The organism is Massilia brevitalea (genome assembly GCF_030711405.1).
Taxonomy (GTDB): domain Bacteria; phylum Pseudomonadota; class Gammaproteobacteria; order Burkholderiales; family Burkholderiaceae_D; genus Telluria; species Telluria brevitalea.
Genome location: NZ_JAULSI010000104.1, coordinates 1 through 2,388, shown reverse-complemented (window position 1 = coordinate 2,388; position 2,388 = coordinate 1). Strand labels below are relative to the sequence as shown.

The window sequence follows — 2,388 nt, the reverse complement described above, 5'->3', positions numbered from 1 at the left end:
AGAGAAAGAACTTATCGTCGTGTCCGAAATTACTTGACCACTACAGCGTGCCCACATAACGTGCCATTCAGCTGCCGCCACTGGTGTAGCTAGGGGAAGAATTATTCGATATTTGGGAGTGTCCAGCGAATGGCTGTGGGAGCTATGCGCAAGATAAGCAAAGCCTTCGAAGCGCCCAAGCACTGCCTTCAACGGGACGCCACTATCCACATCAATCACGGCAAGGAATACGCGGTCAACGCCGGCATTGCCTCGCTTCGAGTGTGGCAAATAGCTGACCGGCGACCACGCTGGGCCGTCCTTTTGCTCTTGCTGGCGGTGCTTACTAAACGACACGCAGAACTGGGCCCACGTTAGGTTGGCTGGTTTGGGAACGTTGTCCTTGGCGCTGTCGAAATTGCAAACTGTGAATGGCTGATTTGTGGACGGAGACACGTCGCTACCGTTCTCGGTCATTTGCTTGACGCTGATCACACCACTCGCTTCGTTTGCTGGGGGCGTCGATGCGCTCTCTTTTTGTAAGTTAATATTCATTTTGATACTTTCATTTATTTTTGTTTAAACGATTTACATCGTTACTGTCCCCGGCTGAAGGTTGTGCTTTCTACGAGCTTCTTCGTCGACCGCTTCGTGGCGGTCTGCGGGCAGGTTTCACTCGATAGCCATCTGCTCAGATCGTGGCATCAACTAAGCGAGTGAGAGCCTTCGGCCGGGCGGCAGGGAGATGGGGCAACACTTGACGACACACCGGTTCCGATGGCTGAGTACGTTGCTTGTTCTGCCGAGCGTTCGTCGATTCAAGCACGGGTGCACTGAGTGTTGGCGACAATAAAGGCGTCCAAGTCAGTTTTTTTATACTGTACCTTTCGTCCGACTTTTACCATTGGCAGGCGTCCTCGTCCGCTGCATGCCCACTGGGCCAGCGTTTGGGGCGCCAGGCCCAAGTACGCCGCAGCCTCTCTGCGAGATACGAGCGGGCTGGAACCGGGACTGGATTGTGTTAGAGGAGGAGGGGTATTCATGAAGAGGTCCTTTTTAGTTGTGTTCAGCGAAATGCGTCAACAACTGGATAGTGGACCTCTTGTGGGTTTGGTTCGAGGAAGAAAGTTGACCCTCAACTTTCCCCGGAACCTGTTTCTGATTCACTTTCGGCAAGATGCGCAACGATCTTCGCCATCTCATCAGTGAAAACGAGCTTGTGCATGTCGGACAACCGGCGCCGAAGAGCTTCACGCTCCTCCTCGGATTGTTCCGGGAAAAGCATTTCGAATTTTCGTGCTCCGGAAATTGGACGTCCGTAAATTTTCGAAAAGAGCCCCAGGTCCGTGTAAGGTAACAGTTGCGCCTGTGCCCAGTGTCTAATCTTGTTTTGGTAGTCGCCCTTGGTTACTTTGGGAGTTGTCTCCCTCCATGTGCTCAACCACTTTGCGAAGTCGTTTCGGATCTGCTGGTCTGTTGCTTGCAAGTTAATCATCACGTGAGCGAAGTCGCCGAATACGTTGTTCGGGTCTGATGCAGTGTGAACGTCAACAGCAGCACGCTCGTCTGCGTGCGTCCGAACCATTGCTTCGTTCAACCAGCGAACACGATTAGCAGTGATGACTTTTACTGTAGGGGTATTGGCCACATGTGTGCCACCTATGTAGTTTTGCCCAAAACCGAGATGCGTGAGCGGATCCGCTTTTATCTTTTCGAATAGATGGAGAACATATTCGTGCTCCATCGCGTCTAGAAATCTCAGCAGTTCCACACGGTCACGGATCGAGGCAGCCCACTGAGCGTATGTAACAGCAGACACTTCTGAGTTAGCGAAATCGGAACTGCTGCGTCCCCGAATTGCAGAGTAGTTCTCAATCTTGAACCACGCCAAGTCCTCTGTGCTCGCGTAGCTTGCTTGCCTTGGTTTTGCCATCGCCTGTCCTCTTTATGGGGATTCGGTCGGCGGTAGGGGCGGTAATGAGGCTAATACCTCATCGGTTTGTTTTCGATTCGCCAACATTGCGGCGGTGGCGGCCTCCATCGCTTCTTTAACCGGGTCGAAGTGTAGACGAGCATACACAGCGGTAGCATCGGTGCTCTTGTGGCCGAGCATTCGTCCGATCAATGGTAGGCTCGTATTCCCTGCCGCAGCCCAGCTACCAAAGGTCCTTCTCAAATCATGCAACCGTAGGTTTTCAAGCCCCGCTTCGGCAAGTAGCGCTTTCCATCGCTTATTTGGTGGAGCCATGTGACCTGGCCCGCTACTGGCCGGAAATACGTACGCACTGGCCTTCGCGTCCTGCATGTCGATCCGCACGCGTACACGGGACACCTGGTCGCTCGCTACTTTTGTGACGATGTTAGCTGTTTAGTATCGTGCGATCATATTCCTCGCCGTAGCTGGCCTTT

3 protein-coding genes and 1 pseudogene are annotated in these 2,388 nt (G+C 53.0%); all 4 read right to left on the bottom strand.

Annotation, left to right across the window (positions count from 1 at the left end; all coding sequences use genetic code 11):
- A pseudogene (locus tag QWL29_RS26435) lies at positions 1–534 on the bottom strand (hypothetical protein); the annotation flags it as partial.
- 263 nt (positions 535–797) lie between these two features.
- Entirely contained in the window at positions 798–1,022 is a 225-nt protein-coding gene (locus tag QWL29_RS26430) for a helix-turn-helix domain-containing protein (protein WP_305825832.1), read from the bottom strand.
- A 92-nt stretch (positions 1,023–1,114) separates the two neighbouring features.
- Complete coding sequence (locus QWL29_RS26425) at positions 1,115–1,912, bottom strand: DUF6387 family protein (RefSeq protein WP_305825831.1); 798 nt, start codon at positions 1,910–1,912, stop codon at positions 1,115–1,117.
- 12 nt (positions 1,913–1,924) lie between these two features.
- Positions 1,925–2,296 (bottom strand): tyrosine-type recombinase/integrase, encoded by a 372-nt coding sequence (locus tag QWL29_RS26900; protein WP_441295520.1) that lies wholly within the window; start codon positions 2,294–2,296, stop codon positions 1,925–1,927.
- Positions 2,297–2,388: the final 92 nt, after the last annotated feature.